We start from the raw sequence: 20060 nt of genomic DNA on the forward strand, positions 1-20060 counted from the left end.
GCTTTTGTAAATTAACTTTTGTTTTAGGTTTATCTGCTGAAAAAAAGGTTACAAAAAGAGCTTGAGACAAAAGTGTCTCAAGCTCTTTGACCGGTTCGCTGCGCTTCAGGCGGACGCTTTCCGCAGGGACGGTTGCTTGAGCCTCTCCAGGCCCTTGCCCTGCATAGTCTCAAGCAACCGTCATATCCTGCTGGAGTCGCCACCTTCCGCACCTCTTTCCTCTTACTATTTATAAAAACTTCTTCATTTCATTAAATTCTTTTATGCTTTGTCCTAGCCTCTTTTCAATCTCTTATAAACCTAGTTTCCGACATTTGCTTCTTCTTCAGCCAGTTCTATTTCAACTGCTTCGTCAGCGCCGTCTTCGTCCATCCGTTCTTCTCTCAGTTCAAAATACTTTTCGAGAATAGCGGTTCCCAAATCTTCATTTGCGTCTACCCGAAGCCGTTCTGTTCCATCGTTAGGATACAGCCAAGGTACTAAAACGGAAAAAGCAACTTCAGGTTGATCTGCAGGCGCATAGCCGACAAGAGTTGAGTTGATTGTTTCAGGGGGAGCCCCCAAATAGTCTTCGACGTATTTTGGCCCGAAGTAAACCACCTCTGCTGTACCGGTTTTTCCTGCAGCGACATAGCCGTTTCCTTTTAAATCCTGACCTGTACCATTAGCTCCATTGAAACTTGCAAAGAAGCCCCGCTTCACGTGGTCGATTTCTTCCTGGGTATTATTGAGTTTATTCAGCACTTCCGGTTTCATTTCCTGAAGAAGCGGGCCAAGCGTATCATTTTCCTGACTTGGTTCCCTTATTTGTTTTACAATTTTTGGTGCAATGCGGTTTCCGCCATTCGCAATCGAAGAGACATATTGGGCCATTTGCATAGCCGTGTAGGTGTCAAACTGGCCAATAGATAAATCCAGGTATTTACCCGGCCCAAAGTCATTGTTAGCCTGGAATCCGGTATTCTCTCCGGGCATATCAATTCCTGTTTCCACACCAAGACCAAACTGTCCAAAATAATTTCTGAATTTTGTAAAAGATGATCTACCAATATCAATTGGCTGATTTGGAGTATACTTGGCTCCAGCCATATCAATGGCCACTTTAAACATATATCCATTTGACGAAATCTCGAGCGCCTCTAAATCCGTCATTTGCCGATATGCTTCACGGTTCCCGTAATAAGAACCTTTTGGGGCAGTATCTTTAATTTTTATTACTTCATCCACATACCCTTTATAAGGAAAGGACACTTCATCCTGATACCCTGAGAGCACTGTTGCTCCCTTTACACTTGAACCGGCTTCATACGCACTGGTAAACGCACCGATATTGTAATCAATGATTTCATCTTCTTCTTCGTCAAATTGCTGCCCGACCATAGCAAGCACTTCACCTGTATCAGGCTCCATCATTACCACAAAAGCACGGTCAAAAATCGGCCGTCCTCCACCTCGTTTCAGATTTTCAACATAATCTCCAACGATTTTTTCTATTTCTTTTTGCAGCTCCATATCTATTGAAAGAACCAGATCTTTTCCGCGTTCTCCTTCATGAACTGTCTGACTGTCAATGACATTGCCGGCTTTGTCCGTTATCGTTTTAACTTTCGATTTTTGCCCCTGAAGGATGTCTTCATACTGAAGCTCCAGATAACTTGTTCCGACTCTGTCGTTTCGTGTATAGTCCCTGGCAAGATAGTAATCTATCTTATCTTGAGGAATGGATTTCACGCTGCCAAGAGCAGACCTGAAAACATCGCCATAAGCATATTGACGATTCCAATCCACCGTCGTATTTACGCCCGGCAGAGTATTCAAATGTTCACTTACAGTAGCAAATTCTTCATCTGTTACGTCTTCATTTTTAATAATTTGAGGAGAAAGATTGTATCCGGACTGCATTTCGCGGTAAATAGCCAGAACTTCTAATTCTGAGTCTGTGAGTGCATTCAGTTCATCTTCTGTAATTCTTTCTCTAATCAAATCGTCATATTCAGCCTGACTTAATTCGCCGTCACTAAACAACATTTGTTCTTCTTCAGTGATCTTTTCTTTAGCTGCTTCGGGATTTTCGCGCACCCAATAATCCTGTTTATCACGGGTTGTTACTTTTTTTGTTTCAACGGTAATTAGTTCAGCAAGCCTTTTTGCCACCATCGTCATTTCCTCTTGAGAAGTCTGCTGATTTTTTGTATATGTAATGGCATTGACAGGCTGATTGTCTACTACTATATTTCCATTCCGGTCAAAAATCTTTCCCCGTGGCACACTCGTATTTACTTCTACCTCTTCCGTTCTTTCTAGTTCTCTGACGTAATTTTCACCATTTACAATCTGGAGAACACCTAGCCGAAGAATCAAGAGAGAAAACATTAAAAAAACAGCAAAGAAAAGAACGTTCATCCGTGATGAAACGTGATTCTTTTTTTGCTTTTTTTCTCTGGTTCGTCCTGTTTCCTTTTTCAACCGCATACTTCCTTTCTATATATAAACCTGATTATATTCATTTTATAGAATCTGTTTGCTATCTTCTACAGTTTAGCACTTTTTTCATTAAAACGACAAAAAACCCGCACAAAAATGTGCGGGTTTTTTTATTCTTTATTTTGCTGCTACATAAAGTTTTTCAACTGCATTCCAATCTACTACATTCCAGAAAGCGTTAATATAGTCAGGACGCTTGTTTTGATATTTTAAATAATAAGCATGCTCCCATACGTCAAGACCGACAACTGGTGTTTTACCTTCTGTAAGTGGTGAATCCTGATTAGGAGTGCTTGTAATTTCAAGCTGGCCATTATTTACAACGAGCCAAGCCCAGCCAGAACCGAAGCGTCCAGCTCCTGCAGCTGCAAACTCTTCTTTGAATTTTTCAAAGCTGCCAAACTTTTCGTTAATTGCAGCCGCTAATTCTCCTGATGGCTCTCCGCCACCGTTTGGAGAAAGGATCTTCCAAAAGAACGAATGATTGGCGTGACCGCCTCCGTTGTTTCTTACTGCTGTTTGAACAGATTCAGGAACTGTATTCAAATCTGCCATCAGCTCATCAATTGTTTTTGATTGAAGGTCACTGTGGCCTTCAAGAGCATCGTTTAATTTTGTCACATATGTGTTATGGTGCTTCGTGTGGTGAATATTCATGGTTTCCTTGTCGAAATGTGGTTCAAGTGCATCATACGAGTACGGTAATTCTGGTAATGTATAACCCATGATTAAATTCCTCCTTATGTAAATTAGTCGAATCATCAAACGATTCGTTAACTTCAAAACCTAGCGTATCAAATCTTGAATCATTCTTCAATTTTTTTGCTTGCTTTTTACTCTTCCCTTTTAAATTACCCAAGTCAACTAAGATTAATCATTAAAGAACAGTAAATAAAAAATATGCGATCATGAATAACTGAACAGCCCCTTTTGTTACAATCGAGGTAACAAAGCCTAATAAAGACCCAAATCCAATTTTCACTGCTTGTTTCAAAGATGTTCGATTCACCAGTAATTCCCCGGCTACAGCTCCTATAAATGGACCTGCAATAATTCCGATCAGCGGCAAAACAAATGGACCAATCAAAAGGCCGATTGTGCTTCCCCAGATGCCGGCAGAAGAACCTCCAAATCTTTTAACCCCGAATAAGTTCGACACATAATCCGCTCCAAACAGCAGTATCACAAATAATAGCTGGATTGTCCAAAACAGCCAGTTAAAAGGAGAAAACGAAAAAAACAGTCCATATAAAATAAATCCTGCTAAGATAAAAATCACACTTGGTATTATGGGATAAATTAATCCTATAAACGCAATTAAGAACACAAGACTGATCAATACCCAGTACATAATTTCCAATGAATTTCCCCCTCTCTATGATTTAATATACCAGAAGCAGGATGAAAGCTGCATTCTAACTGACTTACTTTTACCATCTGCAGGTCAGTCTAGATAAAAAAAGAGAAGAGCTGAACCGCTCCCCTCTCTGCTCTTTTATTTTCTCAGTCCTAATACGGCTTCAGCGATATTTACAGCATGGTCGCCGATTCGTTCAAGATTCGAAACAATATCCACAAAAACAATTCCTGACTGGCCTGAACACTGCCCTTCATTTAGTCGTAGAATATGTTTCTTTCTGAATTTGCGTTCCATCTTATCAATAAGATCTTCCTTCTCAGCCACATCTCGTGCAATTGCCTGATCATTTTGGTCAAGTGCCTCAATCGAACTTGATACTGCGTCAATGGTCAGCGTAAACATTTCTCTTAGATCTTCCATAGCTTCTTCAGTCATTTTGACTTTGTTAGACTGCTGGTAATCCACTAATTCAATAATATTTTCGAAATGGTCGCCGATTCGTTCAATATCCCGAACGGAATCCATTAAATTGGAATGCCTTTCAGATTCAGCAGCAGATAAAGAAGCTCTTGACAGCTGCACCAGATAATCCGTAATTTTATTATCCAAATTATTAATCGCATCTTCAATCTGGTAGCCGAGTTCAGCATGTTTAGTATTCTTCGTTTTCAGGTATTCAAACGATTCATTTAATCCCTGCACTGCAAATGACCCCATTCGCAGCACTTCTTCTTTTGCCTGTCCAAGCGCAATAGAAGGTGACTGTTCAATAAAGTGAGGATCAAGATGTTTTGGCTTAAATTCAACCACAACATCTTTTCCTGGAATAATTTTTGTTACTAATACAGCAAGTAAAGCAATAAACGGAAATTGCAGTATTGTATTGGTTACATTAAAGGTACCATGTGCAAAAGCGATCTGCATAGCAGGTTCCAATTGCAGGAACTTGTCGATCCACGTTATGAACCAAGTAAAAGGCGCCAGCAGGAGCATAAAGATAATGGTACCAATAATATTAAAAAGCACATGAACTGCTGCTGCACGCTTCGCAGCAACAGAAGCTCCAATTGCAGCCAGTACGGCTGTAATCGTTGTTCCGATATTGTCCCCGAAAAGAACAGGAATTGCTGCATTAAGAGAAATCAAGTCCTCTGAATAAAGGCCTTGAAGGACACCAATTGTGGCGCTAGAACTTTGTACAATCATAGTAAATACCGTCCCAACAATAACACCAAGAACCGGTATTTCACTCATGCTTTGTGTTAAATCAATAAATGCTTGAAGTTCACGCAGCGGTTTCATTCCTCCGCTCATTAACTCCAGCCCGTAAAATAAGAGACCAAAACCAAAAATTATCTGGCCAGCATTATTTACTTTGTTATTTTTTATAAAGAACAGGAGCAGAGCACCAAGCGCCGCGATCGGCAGTGCATATTCTCCAATATCGATCCCTATAATAAAAGCTGTAACGGTTGTACCAATGTTAGCACCCATTATTACACCGATGGCTTGTCTCAGGGTCATAAAGCCGGCACTAACAAGTCCAATAGTTATAACTGTAGTTCCTGTACTTGTTTGCAGAAGAATTGTTACAAATATACCTGCAAGTACGCCCATAAAGGGATTTGTCGTAAATCGATCTAAAATTTCCCTTAGCCGGTCTCCTGCAGATCTCTGTAATCCATCACCCATATACTTAAGACCAAAGAGAAAGATACCCAATCCTCCAATAAATTGAAAGAACACTTCCTGCCAATTTACTTCCATCATTTCAACCCCTGTTAAACATATTTAGACAAATTTCTTGAAAACCCTCTACAATTATTAATTCTTTTTATGCTTTAAGTAAACACTTTTTCGATAAAATTTACAATTGGTTAATAAAGACCGATTAATGTTACATTTGTGTTACAAAAGGTAGAAAATTATAAATTGTTCACTAACTTTTTATGTTTGAATTCGTGCGTTGAACGATTAAAATATAAAATGGACTTAGAAAAGATATAGGAGGACGTCCTGTTATGAATTTGTTTACACAATTTTGGAAAAGCCTTTACTCTCCGAGGGATATTGCAAGGTTTCGGTTTCAGGGAATTGGTAAGACAATTCTCTTTTTATTTTTCCTTGCTATTATTTCTTTAATTCCCGTTATCATTCAAGTAACACAGCTTGGCAGCACGTTATTTGATGAAGGGGAGCAATTACTTCAAAATGAGCTTCCTTCTTTTGAGGTTCAGGATGGCACCCTTAATGCGTCCAATGAAGAACCTGTTACAGTTAACCGTTCGGATTTAACGGTTATAGTTGATGACTCAGGTACGATCGAAGCCGACGATTTAATAGGAGATGCAAATACGTTAGCACTTCTTCAAAAGGAAGCCGTTTTTTCTTTCGGTCCGCAAATTCAGCAATATCCTTATTCCATGTTTACAGGAATCAATTTCAGCACCGATGGTTTAACTGATTTACTATCGTCTTTGGACGGAGCTAAAGGGATTCTCTACTTTTTTATCTTTTTCGTTATGTACGTGATATCCACTGGATTCCTATTTATTAAAGTCCTTATATTTTCTGCAATAGGCTTGTTTATTGCAAGAATTCTTCAAAGAAAGTTATCCTATCGCCACAGCTTTCGCATTACCGCTTATAGCCTTACTTTACCTACTGTGTTCTTTACTATTTTCTCACTCATTGGCTCCACAATACCTGCCGGCAGCTTAATAAACTGGTTTGTAACATCGATCATGATTTACCTTTCCATTAAAGAAATACCAGCGAAAAAAAGCGTTTCATAATAAGAAAGAAAGCATCCTGTGTTCAGGATGCTTTCTTTAATAGGCTCCATTTAAATCGTTTCTTTGGATATTCGCGGGAAGGACCTTCCTCCTGCAGCAAATTTGATCTGCTTAACTCATCAAGTTCTGAGGAGATTTGAGCTAACCGATTTCCCAGCTCTGCTGCTTCAAGCATTCTGGTTTCCTGAGCAGCAAATTCTGCATCCACAAGCTCTGCATTATGATTTGCTGATTTTGCAATTGCAGAAACGGATTCTGTAGCTTCTTTAACTGCAGGCATCGTTTTTTGAACCGTATGAGTATGTTCTTTCAATTCATTCAGGCCGGATTCAGCAAGACTCATCTCTTCCATCATTTTATCAAACGCTTTTCTTTTCGAATGAGCATCACGCACCTTTGAAATCGATAATTCTTCTATTTCATGGAATTGTTCCACCGCATGACTTGTCATTTTTTTCATTTTAAATAAAGAATCAGTAATAGAATCTGTAGCCTCAGCTGCTTTTTCCGCAAGCGTTCGTACTTCTTTTGCTACTACAGCAAACCCTGCTCCTGCTTCACCTGCTCTTGCAGCTTCAATAGCAGCATTTAATGCCAGCAGCTTTGTGTTCTCAGCAATATCATTTATAAACGCAACAACTTTACTTACTTCTTCGGACTGCAGTTCAATATCATGGATAACTCCTGAAAATGGAGTCAGTTTCTGTACAAATTCTGTAAGCGACCCTGTTATAAGATCAATGCTCTGTTCTCCGGTTTTTCTCGAGTTTTTCATCTTTCCTGTATTAATTATTAATTGTTCCATTTGATTCATCATATTCGTTAAATGACTATTCATCTGATTAAAATGCTCCAGGCTTAAAGCTGATTGTTCAAAGGTTAACTCAGCCCCGCTTTTCATCTGAGAAACGTTTTTCTTCATGGGTACATTATTCAACACAAGTTCTTCTGATGCGCTTTTGAGTTCTCCTCCGACTGATGACAGATTCGTGCTTGTGTTTTTTAAATTACTCACCAGGAGTGAAATATGGTCCATCATGACCGAGAAGCTTTTATTAAGGGAAACAATTTCAGGTATTGATGTTTTGAGTTCGTCTCTATTACTATGTATAAACCCTTCTCTAACAGCTTTCATATCCTTTTGCAGCCGCTGAATAGGCTTAGATATGGAGTGAACAATCCAGGTTGTTAATAAGAAGGTAATTATTATTGCTATAAGAAGCAGGACCATAATAGATTTTGCAAGTTCCTCCTGCTGACTCAGGTAATTTTCTTGAGGAATGGCAATAACATATTCTCCTTTTAATTCCTGGACATTAAAAAATGCAAATGTATAATCTCTGCCATTTTCTTTTTTGTGAATAATTCCTTTCTTTTTCTCGCCAATACCATTTATTGTCTCAGCAGAAAGGGTAAAGTTAGTTGCTTTACGGCCTAAGCCTGAAGATACGCCTTCCTGCAACAGAAAAATTTCTGCAAATAACCCATCCTGACCCAAGTTTGCTTTTTGCTGTTCTGCAGCCTGGTTGACCTGTTTTATAAATGCTTCCTCATCTCCAACATGCATCATCATAGAATTGCGTATAATCTCATTGGATAATGTAACCTCTCTCATCAGCCTTTGCTCTACTAACTCAGTCGTTCTCTCTACAGACGATGAATAGCTCTGCAAGCCGATAATAGATGTTGAGACAAAAACAATAGCAAGCAACGGAACTAGGAGTCTGGTTTTTAGTGAAAAGCCGCCTCTTTTAGTTAATCGAATTTTATTAATAAGATCAGCTGCTTTTCTTCTTTTGAGTTTAAACTTCATGATACAAATAACCTCCCATTAGATATAGGTCTATTTTCTCATTAGTTTTTAAATTTTTGATGGCATAAATATTAATTTGCTGTAAAGAAGGTCTATAAAATCCGTTAAGCCATATCTTTCAGTAGAAAGATATCGGGGTGATGAGATGAAAAAAATGATCTTCGCTTTGTTGATAATGCTCATTATGTATATTGGATATGCGGATTTTACACAAGGGACGATCATTCATGAATTGGACAGTGAAACCATTGAAATAACAAGCATTGAGGCTGAAGCTAAGCCAGGAGATACGCTAATCACTATGATGAAACGTCATGATATATTGCCTGTGACTTTTAACATCGATACACTCTCTCAGGAATTCACAATGCTGAATGGCGGTTTGCCTCCACATAAAATCGTGGCCGGAGAACAGTATTTGCTTCCGATTGCAAACTGATGCTGCCTGCACTCTATTTCTTGTCATCCGTAATTGAAGACTGTTAAAATAATAAAGAATCAGCTACAATAGGAAAGCAAGTATACAAAAAGGGAGCGAATGACACTTGAGTGACATCATACATCGTTCAAAAACAAGACCAGTCAAAGTCGGTGATCTGACCATTGGCGGAAGCAACGAACTATTTATTCAAAGTATGACCACAACCAAAACACATGATGTTGAAGCGACAGTAGCTGAGATACATCGTTTAGAAGAAGCAGGCTGCCAGGTAGTCAGAGTCGCATGTCCTGATGAACGTGCAGCAGATGCTATTGCTGACATTAAAAGACAAATTAATATTCCTCTTGTTGTAGATATTCATTTTGACTATAAGCTTGCCCTTAAAGCAATTGAAGGCGGAGCGGATAAGATTCGAATTAATCCGGGCAATATAGGAAGAAGAGAAAAAGTGGAAGCCGTTGTGAAGGCTGCAAAAGCTAAAAACATCCCCATCCGGATCGGGGTTAATGCAGGGAGCCTGGAACGGAAGATTGTCGAGAAATATGGCTATCCAACAGCAGACGGCATGGTGGAAAGCGCCCTGCATCACATAAAAATTCTTGAAGATCTTGATTTTCATGATATTATCGTTTCCATGAAAGCATCGGACGTAAATCTGGCAATTGAAGCCTATGAAAAAGCGTCACGTGCATTTGACTATCCACTTCACCTGGGCATCACGGAATCAGGTACACTCTTTGCAGGAACAGTTAAAAGTGCTGCCGGTCTTGGCGCGATACTGAGTAAAGGGATTGGGAATACACTGCGGATCTCACTCAGTGCGGATCCGGTTGAGGAAGTTAAAGTAGCACGCGAATTGCTTAAATCCTTTGGTTTAGCGTCAAATGCTGCAACACTCATTTCATGCCCTACATGCGGACGCATTGAAATCGACTTAATTTCCATCGCAAATGAAGTGGAAGAGTATATTTCAACAATTAAAGCCCCTATTAAAGTTGCCGTCCTTGGCTGCGCTGTAAACGGGCCAGGTGAAGCGCGGGAAGCAGATATAGGAATTGCCGGTGCTCGCGGCGAGGGTCTCCTTTTTATGAAAGGAAAAACGGTTCGCAAAGTACCTGAAGAAACAATGGTCGAAGAATTAAAGATTGAAATTGACAAACTGGCCGAAGAGCATTATAAAAAGCAGCGGGAAGAAGCTGAAGCTGCCGCTTTGTCTTAAATTACGGGAAAAAGCATTCTCCTGAATGATGAATAGATTAATCAATCGGACTCGACGGTGTGCTGTCGGTCCGATTTTTATTAGAAAAAAGGGGCAATCAAAAATCCAAAAAACACAGCTACTGTTCCAAGGCCGATCCCCCAGCCGGACGCTTTGGTGCTTCCCGCTTTTCGTGCAATAAAACCAAGAACAATCGCAATTAAACCAAATATCACCGGTGAAGTAAAGAAAGCAATGATACCCGAGATGAGGGAAGATAACCCGAGCCATGTTCCTTTGTTTGTATTCTCAATCTTCCCATCACGCGAGGGTTCATTATTATTCGCATAGGACTGCTCTCTTCCAACATCTACTTGAGCCAGTTCACTGGCCATCTCCTGGTTGTAGGCAGTTCTTTCAGGAACTTTTTCCAAACCCGTCTGATTTTTTTCTTCTTCATACATTCACGTCTCCTCCTTTCCTGCCCGTTCGGCAGTCTTAGTATGAACAAAAGATCGCTCTCCTATTGATGAATTTTTTCAGGAGTGTTTATGCTACAATAAATAAATGAATACAAAGGAGTTTTGATGAATGACTAAACGATTTGGAATAGATATTGACGGAACTGTAACTTGCCCTACATCTCTCATCCCTCATATTAACGAAGCGTTTGACAGAACCTTGTCTCTGGATGATTTGACAGAATATGATTTAACCAAAGCGCTGCCTGATATTTCGCCGGATGCCTTTTCAAAATGGTTTTTAAAAGCAGAGCCAGCCATTTACTCTTCCTCTCCAGTTGTGCAGCATGCAGATGAAATTTTAGAGCAGTGGAAGGACGATCATGAATTATTTTTTATTAGCGCTAGAAGCTACAAGCATATTGATTTAACGATGAACTGGTTCTTGGAAAAAAATATTCGATACGACCATATAGAATTGATTGGTTCGCATGATAAAGTAAAAACTGCGCAGAAGTTTAACGTGGATATTTTCTTTGAGGATAAGCATGATAATGCAGTCATGATTCATGAAGAGTGTGATATTCCTGTAATTCTGTTTGATACCCCTTATAACCGTGAGCCCATACCTCAGGGTGTTATCCGGGTAAATAACTGGCTGGATGCAAAAAAGTGGGTTAACGAGTGGCTGATAAAAACAACATAAAAATGAGGCTGGGACTAAACTAAAAAAAGTTTAAAAACGAGGATTTTTATTACTAGTACTAGGTGAGCGGAGCGGCAGGTGGCGACTCCTGCAGGATTTGACGGCAAGCTGAGACTAACCAGGGCAAGGGCCTGGAGAGGCTCAAGCCCCCGTCCCTGCGGAAAGCGTCCGCCTGAAGCGCAGCCGAACCGGTCAAAGAGCTTGAGACACTTTTGTCCCAAGCTCTTTTTTATTGTTGACATTCTGGACATGTACCATAAATTTCAAATTTATGACCGGAAACATTATAACCATTCAGGTTTTCGCTTAAATCAATCATCGGACATGTATGAATTTCCTTTGTCTTTCCACAGTCCATGCAAATAAAGTGATGATGATGTTCGTGGCTTTTGCATGTAAAGCGAAAGTGACGCTCTCCCGACAGTTCCGTTTCTTCTAATATTCCCAGCTCTTCGAACAGGGAAAGATTTCGGTAGATCGTGTCAAAGCTCAGCCCTTTATAATCATGATTCATCGCTTCAAGTACTTCTCTAGCTGTCATGTATCTGTCATGCTTAGCAAAATACTCAAGCATAAATTCCCGCTTGCCGGTATGTTTATATCCTTTATCTTTTAACAGCTGCATCGCATAGGTTACATTCATTTGTGCATCACCCCTGTCTTATTTTCTCATGGCCTGAAGTTTTTTAAAAGCAATGGCTGCTAATAAAATCAGGATTGAGGACAAAACGATCGTTCCACCAGGTGCCAGATCAAGATAAAAAGCACTGAACAATCCGAAGATAACCGCTGTTTCTCCAAAAGCTATGGAAAAGAATATCGTCTGCTTAAAGCCTCTGGCTACTCTCATGGCAGCAGCTACCGGAAGTGTCATTAAAGAGGACACAAGCAGAATTCCCACAATCCTCATAGATGCCGCAATAACCAGCGCCACCATGATCATGAATACAAGATGAAGGAAACGGGTGGATAATCCGGATGCTTTTCCGTACTCTTCATCAAAGGACAGCAAAAATAATTCTTTATATAATAAAATTACGACTGAAATTACGGTGACAGCAATCGCAAGTATCAGCCAAAGATCGCTTCTGCTGACTGCACTGACACTTCCAAATAAGTAGCTGAATAAGTCCGTATTAAATCCATCAGCGAGAGAAATAAAAATGACGCCTATCCCGATTCCCCCGGAAAGGATGATCGGTATGGCAAGCTCCTGATAATGTTTATACACCGTTCTGAGCCTCTCTATAAATAAAGACCCTGCTACTGAAAATCCCATTCCGAGCCACAATGGGTTCAGGCCGTTAAAAACAACAAACGTTTTACTTAAAAATAAACTTGCTGCAATTCCCGACAATGTTACATGGCTAAGGGCATCTGCGATCAATGACAGTCTTCTTACTACAATAAACGCGCCTAACAAGGGAGCGATCACCCCAATAATTAACCCTGTCAAAAAAGCATTTTGTAAAAACTCATATTCAAATATCGCCTGAATCATAAGGTCTGCGCCTCGCTGGAGTGATCATGGTCGTGATGAAGACGCTGAACGTCATGACCATAAAACTGTGAGAGCTCATTGTCTTTTACTTGTTCAAAATCCTCCGTGCTTCCATGAAAATGCATCGTATTATTTAAGCAGGCAACGTGTGTAACCTTATTTGTAATCGTGCCAATATCATGTGTAACAAGCATTAATGTTATGGAAAGCTCTTTATTAAGCCGCTCGAGCATATCATAAAATGTTTGCACATTTTTCGAATCTACTCCAACTGTTGGTTCATCCAGAATTAATACATCGGGTTCACTTACGATGGCACGCGCAATAAACACCCGCTGCTGCTGTCCTCCTGATAATTCACCAATATTGCGGTCCTTGAAATCCTCCATGCTGACAGCCTGGATAGCTTTTTCAATTTGAGGTCTTCTTTTGTTCCCGATCATTCTAAATAAACCCGCCTTTTTTGTTAGCCCGCTTGCAACCACCTCATATACAGTTGCAGGAAATCCTGTATTAAAGGCATTTGCTTTTTGGGATACGTAGCCGATTCTTTCCCAGTCACGAAATTTAGATTGCGGCTGGCCAAAAAGCACGACAGAACCTTTTCTGGGTTTTTGCAGACCAAGTATTATTTTTAGCATTGTCGATTTTCCTGATCCGTTTGGTCCGACAATTCCTAAAAAAGCTCCTTTAGGAACAGCCAGATTAATATTTGTCAGAACCAGATCGCGATCATAGCGATAGTGTATATTTTTTAACTCGATTACATTGGATGACTCCATAGTAACATCCCTTTCGAACAAGAATCGTTCCGATTTACAAATACTGAGTATACACAAAAACACACCGCTTGTAAATGATTTGATTCTATTCTCACCTTATAGGCGCCTTGTGCATACAGTGACGGTAGGAGGCGATTATAATGAAATGGCTGCAAACATTTGTGAACACAAAACTGCATCAGCTGACGGCTGAAGAGCTTAGACGATATGCTGCTCCTTTTGACTTGAAACTTACCAATAGAGAAAGTGAAATTTTAGCACGACTTTTAAAACAGAACAAAATTGATTTTTTTAATGAGAAAGAACGCTCATTGCTTTTTAAGCGGACAGAAGAAATCCTTGGAACTGCCCGTTCACGCAAGTTGGAAACGATTGTTCAAACATTTTTGCATGAAAATAAGCTGTGAGTCTCAGCTCACAGCTTATTTTTTATTGGTTAAAAATTTCTTCGAGTACTTTAGGGTTAAACGTTTTTTCTTTTAACATGCTGATTTCGAATTTATAAGGAGGCTTTTTATCTTTTTTATCTTCACCGACATAAGGAGTTTCCAGGATCTTTGGGATATCTTTAAAGGCTTCATGATGAACAATGTAAGATAATGCATCAAAGCCGATATGCCCAAAGCCGATGTTTTCATGGCGGTCCTTGGCAGCGCCTCTGACATTTTTACTGTCGTTGACATGGACGACCTTAATTCGGTCAATACCGACCATTTTGTCAAATTCATTTAAAACACCATCAAAATCATGAACCAGGTCGTAGCCGGCATCATGGGTATGGCAGGTATCAAAACAGACGGAGAGCTTTTCATTATGAGTTACTCCATCAATGATCCTGGCAATTTCTTCAAAACTCTTCCCGCACTCAGAACCTTTTCCCGCCATCGTTTCAAGCGCAATCTGAACTTCCTGGTCTTTGGTTATCACTTCATTCAAGCCTTCAATAATTCTTGCAATCCCTGCTTCTTCCCCTGCACCTACATGAGCACCTGGATGCAGAACAATTTGTTTAGATCCTAGAGCTGCTGTCCGCTCGGTTTCAGAACGAAGAAAATTGATGCCGAGTTCAAATGTCTCGGGCTTTGAGGTATTGCCGATATTAATAATGTAAGGGGCGTGAACGACGATATCCGTGATTCCGTTTTCTTTCATATGCTTTGCGCCCGCTTCAATATTTAAATCTTCAATTGCTTTCCGGCGCGTATTTTGAGGTGCGCCTGTATAAATCATGAATGTTGAAGAGCCGTAAGATGCCGCTTCTTCACTTGCAGCCAGCAGCATTTTTTTACCGCCCATAGATACGTGGGAACCGATTTTCAACATGATGATCTCCTTTCAGATAGATTATTTAATCGTTATTGCGGCGTTTGATGCGGCGTTCTCTTTTTTTAATTTTATCCATCTTAAATTGCATTTTCTTCTTATATCCCGGTTTAACTTTTTTCGGTTTTCTGACAAGTGATTTCGCTTTTGCATCTGTTTCATTTTCAGTTTTCTTACGGTTTGTCCTTTTATGACGCTCCGTCAGGTCTACCCATTCGCCATTTCGAACTTCCTGATGCTTGAAGCTGATTCCTTTTCTCTCAATCTGATTCAATGCATCCTCGTCACTTGGTTCATACAATGTAACAGCAACGCCTGAATGACCAGCACGCGCCGTTCGCCCTACACGGTGTGTAAAAAAGTCCAGATCTGTCGGCAGTTCAAAATTAATAACATGGCTGACCCCTGGAATATCAATTCCTCTTGCGGCGAGATCAGTCGCAATAATGTATTGATACTCAAGATCCCGAATCTGCTTCATCATTCTTGAACGTTCACGGGCCGGCAGTCCTCCGTGAACTCTTCCCACTTTCATACCTTTAGAAAGTAATGCATCTGCCACTTCATCAGCCTTAGCTTTCGTGTTCGTGAACACAATTGCCAAATATGGATTAAATGACTGCAGTACATCATGCAGTACTTCAATTTTACTCCGGCTCTTTTTAGGAACGAGTACAAATTCAATATTCTGTGCGAGAATCTGTTTAGGTTCAATATGGGCATATTGAGGATTTTCCATATATTTTTTCAAGAAAGGCTTTAGTTTTTCAGGTATAGTCGCAGAAAAAACAAGGATTTGAAGATCTTCCGGCATTCTCGCTGCAATTTGGTCTACGTCTTCAATAAATCCCATCTCGAGCATTAAATCTGCTTCATCAATAACAATAGATCCGGCTGTGTGAACAAATAGTGCCTGTTCTTTAACAAGATCATTAATTCTTCCAGGTGTCCCTACCACTACCTGAGGCTGCGATTTAAGCTTATCAATGGCGCGCTGTTTATCTGTACCGCCAACAAAACATTTGCTGGAAATGGATTGATTAAAGCGATCTGTAATTTTTACTACTTCATGATGGATTTGTTTAGCTAATTCCCGTGTGGGTGCGGTAATAACGACCTGAACTTCTTCTCTTTCGGAATCAATCTTATCCAGAAGCGGAAGCAGATAAGCATGTGTTTTTCCGGTGCCAGTCTGGGATTGCCCAATTGCACTTTGGCCCTTCTTAATCATAGGGATCATTTTCTCTTGAATAGGTGTTGGTTCATGGAAACCTAATGCGTTAATTGCTTCATCTATAAAAGGTTTAAATTCATATCTTGTAAAACCGTGCGACATTTGTCAATCACTCCTTTTTCATTATCCTCGATCAAATGAATCTTGGATGTGTCCAAAACTCTATTATAGTCAAGTTTATCCCAAAACACCAGAAACGATTTTTGAACATCCATAGATGGACATCCCTTCCTCTTTTTTTAAAATTGCATATACTGAATTAGTCATCCATGTAAAGCGAGGCGAAAATAATGAATCGGAGACAAAAAATTTCAAATACAGGGTTTCAACTGCCCGCTGGTTTACGCTCTCAGCATCAGCCTTTTCATTCAAATTACTCCAGGCAATCCGGCTTTCCTTTCGGAGGAATATCTCCTTTTACACAAGGACAGCAGCCTGCTCAAAAAAAGGGACTTTTTTCAGCTTTCGGCCGTCAAAAGCAGCAAAGCCAAGGGGGGCTGAGAAATCTATTTCAGGGAGCAGGAAACTCCACAGCAAATCAAATCAACCCCTTTTATTCCGGTGTGACTGAACCCGCTTCCGCTTCGAGGGGAATCGCCTCATTGCTGTCTCCAGGAGGGGCTGGCTCAGGCAGCGGGGCAGCAGGAGTCTTTTCGATGGAAAGCATCCAGAAATGGGTCGGCAGTACTCAGCAGATGATTCAAACAGCTCAACAGGCCCTTCCAATGATTCAGCAATATGGACCTCTTGTAAGGAATTTCCCTGCTATGTGGAAGCTTTACCGCAGTCTAAATAGCGAAGATAAAGAAAGTGACACGGATGCATCAACTGAAGTGGAGGCAAAGGACAGTCTGCTGCTTATTGAAAAGGACGAGAAGCTGTCTCAAAAACAGTCCGCTGATATACCAAAGCCTGCAAAACCAAAAACCTCAGTGCCCAAACTCTATGTGTAAGAACGACGAATATTATTTGTAGGCAGTGGATAACTCCTTTATAATGGTCGTATACAGATCGTTCAAGTAGGAGGATTTTAATGAATACAATTAAAATAACACCAAGAGGCTACTGCTACGGCGTAGTGGATGCCATGGTGATCGCCCGAAACGCAGCAATGGATAAAACTCTGCCAAGACCCATTTATATATTAGGCATGATCGTGCATAACAAGCATGTTACAGACGCATTCGAAGAAGAGGGCATCATCACATTGGACGGTGAAAATAGAAAAGATATTTTAGAGAAAGTAGAAAAAGGAACGGTTATCTTCACTGCGCACGGTGTTTCTCCTGAAGTTAGGGAGATCGCGAGGCAAAAAGGATTAACTTCAATCGATGCGACTTGTCCCGATGTGACCAGAACTCATGATTTGATAAGAGAAAAAGAATCGCAGGGCTATGATGTTGTTTATATCGGCAAGAAAGGACACCCGGAGCCTGAAGGGGCTGTTGGCGTGGCTCCATCCATTGTTCACTTGATTGAAACCCCTTCTGATGTTGACTCCCTTGTCATTTCAAATGATAAAATTATTGTCACAAACCAAACGACAATGAGTCAATGGGACGTACTAGAAGTAATTGAAAAAGTTAAAGAAAAGTATCCTCAGGCTGAGGAGCATAAAGAAATTTGTCTGGCTACCCAGGTAAGACAGGAAGCAGTAGCTGAGCAGGCAGGGGCTGCAGATGTACTTATTGTAGTTGGGGACCCAATGAGCAATAACTCCAATCGGCTGGCACAGGTTTCACAGGATATTGCAGGTACTCCAGCCTACCGGGTAGCTGATGTAACAGAGATCAAATCCGAATGGCTGACAGGTGCTCAAACAGTTGCGGTTACTGCCGGCGCCTCTACACCAACCCCAATTGTTAAAGAAGTGATGAATTACGTAAATCAATTTGATCCAAATGACAAAACAACCTGGCAGAACGAAAAGAAAGTGCCGCTTTCCAAAATACTGCCAAGGATCAAGACTCCATCTAAACCGATAACAATTTTGCCGTATTCTGCTCAGACGCAGGATATAAAAAAGTAACATTTACAACAGGCTGGCAGACGGACTTCTTTTCCATCTGCCAGCCTTTTCAATTTCCCCTGTTTATTTAAAAGAGAAAGGATCCGTATGAATGGATGATGCGACAAATTCCACATCATACCCTTTTTCCTCACATCTCCTCTTCATTTCCTCTGCAGTTCCATTTTTCATGACTTTTTCGATATTATGACCTGGATCAACAATACACAGACCCAGAGCAGCAGCGTCATGTGCTGTATGATAATCCACATCACCTGTGACGTAAACATCGGCGCCGCTGAATTTTGCTGCTTTCATGTATTTGTTTCCGGTTCCTCCAAGTACAGCGACCTTTTGAATAGAAGCTGCAGGATCCCCTACATATCTAAGAGCAGGAACATTAAATTGAATTTTAGCAAAATCTGCAAATTCATTTAGCGTCATCTTCTTATCCAGCGTACCAACCCGGCCCAGCCCCAGTTTCGGACCTTTTCTTGATTCTTCAAAAACATCATAAGCCACTTCTTCATACGGATGGGCTTTTAGCATTGCCTGAATAACTTCTTTTTCTATTGACTCAAACAGAATGGTTTCAATTCTTGTTTCTTTCACTTCTTCCAGTTCATTCACTGATCCAATATAGGGATCCGATCCTTCTGCCGGCATAAAGCGTCCTGTGCCAGTAGAAGTGAAACTGCAGTGAGAGTAATCACCTGCCTGTCCCGCTCCTGCTTCCGTCATTGCTTTCCTGACTTGTTCTGCATGGCTTTCAGGGGAAAACACAATTAATTTCTTCAAACGATCCTCTGTGGTTGGAACCAGAACTTTTGTATTTGTCAGCTTAAGTTGTTGTGCCAGCCAGTCATTTACACCGCCATCTGCCACATCCAGGTTTGTATGAGCAACATACACCGCAATATCATGCTGAATCAGCTTAGCGATGATCCGCCCTGAAGAAACATCAGTTTGAATGGTTTTAAGCGGTCTGTAAATGATGGGATGGTGCGCAATAATCAGATTAACACCCTCTTTGACCGCTTCATCCACTACTTCCTCTAATACATCAAGCGCTGTCATCACCTTTTTTACCTTTTGATTTAGTCTGCCGATCTGTAAACCACCTGGATCTCCTTCCATCGCTAGATTTTTAGGTGAGAACTGCTCAAAAAGCTCAATTATTTGGTGTCCGTTTGCTTCTACTTTCAACGCAATACCTCCTTTACAATCTTCATTTTCACTCTAAGTTCTTCTTTCTTTGCATCAATCATCCCGGATGGCTCCGCCTGTGTCAGCTGTTGCAAGATCCTCTCCCACTGCTTGTATTCCTCTCGCCACTTTTGCTGAAACACAGCAGAATTACCTTTTACCAAAAATGGTCCAAGAAGGCGGTCTGTATACGTAAGTTCAATTGCAGACTCGGATGGTTCTGCCACCAGAACCTCATAAACCTTCCCATCTTCCTCAAGAATTTCTTCTGCAGTCAATTTCCATTGATTTTGGGTCAGCCAGTCTCTAATGGAGATAGCGTTTATATTTGGCTGAAGAATTAGCCGTTGTACACCGGCCAGTTTACTTTTTCCTTCTTCAAGTATTTGAGAAATTAGCGGTCCCCCCATACCTGCAATCGTGATGACATCTGCTTCGCCTATTTCTAAAACAGAAAGACCGCTCCCCTTTCTCACGTTAATTAAATGCTTCAGACCGTCTTCCTCTACTTGATTAAGAGCAGACTGAAATGGACCTTCAGCCACCTCGCCTGCAATTGCTGAAACAGCTATTTTTTTTTGAACTAAATAACATGGCAGATAAGCATGATCGGAGCCAATGTCTGCGAGTACAGATCCTTTTGGAACAAAAGATGCTACCGCCGTTAATCGTCTAGAAAGCTGATGGCTATTCATTCTTTCACCTCTTAACAGTATAAAAAGATAAAGGGGCGCACCACTTGTTATG

Annotated in this window: 20 protein-coding genes; 7 read left to right on the forward strand and 13 right to left on the reverse strand. The window is 40.6% G+C overall.

All coding sequences use genetic code 11. The annotated features are described in order from the left end of the window. Positions 1 to 300: 300 nt before the first annotated feature. From ACQCT8_RS05485 to ACQCT8_RS05500, 4 genes are all read right to left on the reverse strand, one after another. Complete coding sequence (locus ACQCT8_RS05485; protein WP_426869216.1) at positions 301 to 2466, reverse strand: peptidoglycan D,D-transpeptidase FtsI family protein; 2166 nt, start codon at positions 2464 to 2466, stop codon at positions 301 to 303. Between the two features lie 135 nt (positions 2467 to 2601). After that, on the reverse strand, positions 2602 to 3210 hold the full coding sequence (locus tag ACQCT8_RS05490; RefSeq protein WP_426869218.1) for a superoxide dismutase: 609 nt from the start codon (positions 3208 to 3210) through the stop codon (positions 2602 to 2604). A gap of 151 nt (positions 3211 to 3361) precedes the next feature. Then, a complete protein-coding gene (locus ACQCT8_RS05495) occupies positions 3362 to 3844 on the reverse strand; it encodes a DUF456 domain-containing protein (RefSeq protein ID WP_426869220.1) in 483 nt (160 codons plus the stop codon). Between the two features lie 135 nt (positions 3845 to 3979). Continuing rightward, entirely contained in the window at positions 3980 to 5611 is a 1632-nt protein-coding gene (locus ACQCT8_RS05500; protein WP_426869222.1) for a Na/Pi cotransporter family protein, read from the reverse strand. Between the two features lie 254 nt (positions 5612 to 5865). Between ACQCT8_RS05500 and ACQCT8_RS05505 the strand changes: the two genes are divergently transcribed. Next, positions 5866 to 6639 carry a DUF1189 domain-containing protein gene (locus ACQCT8_RS05505; RefSeq protein WP_426869224.1) on the forward strand — a complete coding sequence of 258 codons (774 nt, stop codon included), beginning with the start codon at positions 5866 to 5868 and terminating at the stop codon, positions 6637 to 6639. 22 nt (positions 6640 to 6661) lie between these two features. On the opposite strand, the gene ACQCT8_RS05510 is transcribed toward ACQCT8_RS05505, so the two are convergent. After that, entirely contained in the window at positions 6662 to 8452 is a 1791-nt protein-coding gene (locus ACQCT8_RS05510) for a methyl-accepting chemotaxis protein (RefSeq protein WP_426869226.1), read from the reverse strand. A 145-nt stretch (positions 8453 to 8597) separates the two neighbouring features. On the opposite strand from ACQCT8_RS05510, the gene ACQCT8_RS05515 reads away from it, so the two are divergent. Together ACQCT8_RS05515 and ispG are read left to right on the forward strand one after the other, a co-directional pair. Further along, the gene (locus tag ACQCT8_RS05515; protein ID WP_426869228.1) at positions 8598 to 8891 is read left to right on the forward strand and encodes a hypothetical protein; all 294 of its coding nucleotides are present in this window, start codon (positions 8598 to 8600) and stop codon (positions 8889 to 8891) included. Between the two features lie 106 nt (positions 8892 to 8997). Beyond that, entirely contained in the window at positions 8998 to 10113 is a 1116-nt protein-coding gene (gene ispG / locus ACQCT8_RS05520) for a flavodoxin-dependent (E)-4-hydroxy-3-methylbut-2-enyl-diphosphate synthase (protein ID WP_426869229.1), read from the forward strand. 80 nt (positions 10114 to 10193) lie between these two features. Here ispG and ACQCT8_RS05525 read toward each other — a convergent pair whose 3' ends face one another. Beyond that, positions 10194 to 10556 (reverse strand): hypothetical protein, encoded by a 363-nt coding sequence (locus ACQCT8_RS05525; RefSeq protein ID WP_426869231.1) that lies wholly within the window; start codon positions 10554 to 10556, stop codon positions 10194 to 10196. Positions 10557 to 10683: 127 nt separating this feature from the next. On the opposite strand from ACQCT8_RS05525, the gene ACQCT8_RS05530 reads away from it, so the two are divergent. Then, positions 10684 to 11259: a hypothetical protein gene (locus ACQCT8_RS05530; protein ID WP_426869233.1), complete on the forward strand. Its 576-nt coding sequence runs from the start codon at positions 10684 to 10686 to the stop codon at positions 11257 to 11259. Between the two features lie 229 nt (positions 11260 to 11488). Here ACQCT8_RS05530 and ACQCT8_RS05535 read toward each other — a convergent pair whose 3' ends face one another. Genes ACQCT8_RS05535 through ACQCT8_RS05545 form a run of 3 tightly spaced genes read right to left on the reverse strand, consistent with a single transcriptional unit; the run spans position 11489 to position 13542 of the window. Continuing rightward, complete coding sequence (locus ACQCT8_RS05535; RefSeq protein WP_278239515.1) at positions 11489 to 11902, reverse strand: Fur family transcriptional regulator; 414 nt, start codon at positions 11900 to 11902, stop codon at positions 11489 to 11491. Between the two features lie 18 nt (positions 11903 to 11920). Then, positions 11921 to 12760, reverse strand: coding sequence for a metal ABC transporter permease (locus ACQCT8_RS05540; RefSeq protein WP_426869236.1), 840 nt, complete (start codon positions 12758 to 12760; stop codon positions 11921 to 11923). Beyond that, positions 12757 to 13542, reverse strand: a complete 786-nt coding sequence (locus ACQCT8_RS05545; protein ID WP_426869238.1) for a metal ABC transporter ATP-binding protein — start codon at positions 13540 to 13542, stop codon at positions 12757 to 12759. The genes ACQCT8_RS05540 and ACQCT8_RS05545 overlap by 4 nt, the downstream gene beginning before the upstream one ends. Positions 13543 to 13682: 140 nt before the next feature. Between ACQCT8_RS05545 and ACQCT8_RS05550 the strand changes: the two genes are divergently transcribed. Further along, positions 13683 to 13949 carry a DUF2624 family protein gene (locus ACQCT8_RS05550; RefSeq protein WP_426869240.1) on the forward strand — a complete coding sequence of 89 codons (267 nt, stop codon included), beginning with the start codon at positions 13683 to 13685 and terminating at the stop codon, positions 13947 to 13949. A gap of 22 nt (positions 13950 to 13971) precedes the next feature. Here ACQCT8_RS05550 and ACQCT8_RS05555 read toward each other — a convergent pair whose 3' ends face one another. Together ACQCT8_RS05555 and ACQCT8_RS05560 are read right to left on the reverse strand one after the other, a co-directional pair. Next, a complete protein-coding gene (locus ACQCT8_RS05555; protein ID WP_278239519.1) occupies positions 13972 to 14865 on the reverse strand; it encodes a deoxyribonuclease IV in 894 nt (297 codons plus the stop codon). 25 nt (positions 14866 to 14890) lie between these two features. Next, on the reverse strand, positions 14891 to 16201 hold the full coding sequence (locus tag ACQCT8_RS05560; protein WP_426869243.1) for a DEAD/DEAH box helicase: 1311 nt from the start codon (positions 16199 to 16201) through the stop codon (positions 14891 to 14893). 188 nt (positions 16202 to 16389) lie between these two features. Here ACQCT8_RS05560 and vrrA point away from each other — a divergent pair, with 188 nt between their 5' ends. After that, the gene (gene vrrA, locus ACQCT8_RS05565; RefSeq protein WP_426869245.1) at positions 16390 to 17052 is read left to right on the forward strand and encodes a VrrA/YqfQ family protein; all 663 of its coding nucleotides are present in this window, start codon (positions 16390 to 16392) and stop codon (positions 17050 to 17052) included. Between the two features lie 80 nt (positions 17053 to 17132). Beyond that, positions 17133 to 18128, forward strand: coding sequence for a 4-hydroxy-3-methylbut-2-enyl diphosphate reductase (locus ACQCT8_RS05570; protein ID WP_426869246.1), 996 nt, complete (start codon positions 17133 to 17135; stop codon positions 18126 to 18128). Positions 18129 to 18191: 63 nt separating this feature from the next. Here ACQCT8_RS05570 and ACQCT8_RS05575 read toward each other — a convergent pair whose 3' ends face one another. Together ACQCT8_RS05575 and ACQCT8_RS05580 are read right to left on the reverse strand one after the other, a co-directional pair. Then, positions 18192 to 19313 (reverse strand): Nif3-like dinuclear metal center hexameric protein, encoded by a 1122-nt coding sequence (locus ACQCT8_RS05575; protein WP_426869248.1) that lies wholly within the window; start codon positions 19311 to 19313, stop codon positions 18192 to 18194. Beyond that, on the reverse strand, positions 19310 to 20008 hold the full coding sequence (locus tag ACQCT8_RS05580) for a tRNA (adenine(22)-N(1))-methyltransferase (RefSeq protein WP_426869250.1): 699 nt from the start codon (positions 20006 to 20008) through the stop codon (positions 19310 to 19312). Before ACQCT8_RS05580 ends, ACQCT8_RS05575 begins: the two co-directional genes overlap by 4 nt. Positions 20009 to 20060 lie beyond the last annotated feature (52 nt).

This window comes from Jeotgalibacillus proteolyticus (genome assembly GCF_050107735.1).
Taxonomy (GTDB): Bacteria; Bacillota; Bacilli; order Bacillales; family Jeotgalibacillaceae; genus Jeotgalibacillus; species Jeotgalibacillus proteolyticus_A.

Excerpts from the sequence above, each read along its gene's own strand:
- ACQCT8_RS05500 (WP_426869222.1), bottom strand. The coding sequence starts at position 5,611 with ATGGAAGTAAATTGGCAGGAAGTGTTCTTTCAATTTATTGGAGGATTG.
- ACQCT8_RS05490 (WP_426869218.1), bottom strand. The coding sequence starts at position 3,210 with ATGGGTTATACATTACCAGAATTACCGTACTCGTATGATGCACTTGAA.
- ACQCT8_RS05540 (WP_426869236.1), bottom strand. The coding sequence starts at position 12,760 with ATGATTCAGGCGATATTTGAATATGAGTTTTTACAAAATGCTTTTTTG.
- ACQCT8_RS05545 (WP_426869238.1), bottom strand. The coding sequence starts at position 13,542 with ATGGAGTCATCCAATGTAATCGAGTTAAAAAATATACACTATCGCTAT.
- ACQCT8_RS05550 (WP_426869240.1), top strand. The coding sequence starts at position 13,683 with ATGAAATGGCTGCAAACATTTGTGAACACAAAACTGCATCAGCTGACG.
- ACQCT8_RS05505 (WP_426869224.1), top strand. The coding sequence starts at position 5,866 with ATGAATTTGTTTACACAATTTTGGAAAAGCCTTTACTCTCCGAGGGAT.
- ACQCT8_RS05515 (WP_426869228.1), top strand. The coding sequence starts at position 8,598 with ATGAAAAAAATGATCTTCGCTTTGTTGATAATGCTCATTATGTATATT.
- ACQCT8_RS05580 (WP_426869250.1), bottom strand. The coding sequence starts at position 20,008 with ATGAATAGCCATCAGCTTTCTAGACGATTAACGGCGGTAGCATCTTTT.
- vrrA (WP_426869245.1), top strand. The coding sequence starts at position 16,390 with ATGAATCGGAGACAAAAAATTTCAAATACAGGGTTTCAACTGCCCGCT.
- ACQCT8_RS05510 (WP_426869226.1), bottom strand. The coding sequence starts at position 8,452 with ATGAAGTTTAAACTCAAAAGAAGAAAAGCAGCTGATCTTATTAATAAA.
- ACQCT8_RS05555 (WP_278239519.1), bottom strand. The coding sequence starts at position 14,865 with ATGTTGAAAATCGGTTCCCACGTATCTATGGGCGGTAAAAAAATGCTG.
- ACQCT8_RS05560 (WP_426869243.1), bottom strand. The coding sequence starts at position 16,201 with ATGTCGCACGGTTTTACAAGATATGAATTTAAACCTTTTATAGATGAA.
- ACQCT8_RS05570 (WP_426869246.1), top strand. The coding sequence starts at position 17,133 with ATGAATACAATTAAAATAACACCAAGAGGCTACTGCTACGGCGTAGTG.
- ACQCT8_RS05535 (WP_278239515.1), bottom strand. The coding sequence starts at position 11,902 with ATGAATGTAACCTATGCGATGCAGCTGTTAAAAGATAAAGGATATAAA.
- ACQCT8_RS05530 (WP_426869233.1), top strand. The coding sequence starts at position 10,684 with ATGACTAAACGATTTGGAATAGATATTGACGGAACTGTAACTTGCCCT.
- ACQCT8_RS05525 (WP_426869231.1), bottom strand. The coding sequence starts at position 10,556 with ATGTATGAAGAAGAAAAAAATCAGACGGGTTTGGAAAAAGTTCCTGAA.